Origin of the sequence: Nocardiopsis mangrovi, assembly GCF_042653925.1 — a bacterium.
GTDB lineage: Bacteria > Actinomycetota > Actinomycetes > Streptosporangiales > Streptosporangiaceae > Nocardiopsis_B > Nocardiopsis_B mangrovi.
In genome coordinates this window covers 1-685 of record NZ_JBHSFQ010000100.1, presented here as the reverse complement: position 1 = coordinate 685, position 685 = coordinate 1, and the positions used below count along the sequence as shown (strand labels likewise).

The window sequence follows — 685 nt, the reverse complement described above, 5'->3', positions numbered from 1 at the left end:
GGGGCGGTCCCGGTTTCCGGCGCTGTTCGTGTGCGGGCAGGACATGGTCGTCCAGATGGACGTAGAGTGCTGTCAGAAGGGCGTCCAGGTTTGTCTTCACACACTGATCTTGGCGCCCTTCGCCATGTCCACGGACCCTTCACCCATCCCCCATCAACGATCTAGGTCGTGTCTGGAAACCGGGTCATGTAGGGATGAACGGCATCACAACGGCATACCCGGGCGTGTCACCCCGCAGATGAGCGAAGCCTCCGGTAGACGGGTCAACGACCAAGAAGACCTTGTCAGCCGGAGGCTTCGTGCCGACCCTACCCGGCCCTGCACGTGGTGATCTCACCGACGCCCAGTGGGCCCTGCTCGAACCCCTGCTCCCCGCACCGGCGGCCACCGGCCGGCCGCCGGTGCGCTGCAAGCGGACCCTCATCGACGCCGCCCGCTGGCGAACCCGCACCGGGGCGCCCTGGCGCGACCTCCCCGCAGGCTATGGGCCCTGGCAGACCGTCTACGACCTGTTCCGCCGCTGGAAACAGGACGGCACCTGGGCCCGCATCCTCGCCCGACTCCAGGCACACGCCGACGCCGGCGGGCTGATCACCTGGGACGTCGGGGTCGACTCCACCGTCATACGCGCCCACCAGCACGCCGCCGGCGCCCCGAAAAAGGGGAGAGGGAAGATCACGGAACA

1 protein-coding gene and 1 pseudogene are annotated in these 685 nt (G+C 67.9%); one reads left to right on the top strand and one right to left on the bottom strand.

Features of this window, described 5'->3' with window-relative positions:
* Positions 1–100: pseudogene (locus ACFO4E_RS30185) on the bottom strand (IS982 family transposase); the annotation flags it as partial.
* Positions 101–299: 199 nt separating this feature from the next.
* Between ACFO4E_RS30185 and ACFO4E_RS30110 the strand changes: the two are divergent.
* The coding region (locus tag ACFO4E_RS30110; protein WP_378580743.1) for an IS5 family transposase at positions 300–685 on the top strand (386 nt) is incomplete at its 3' end.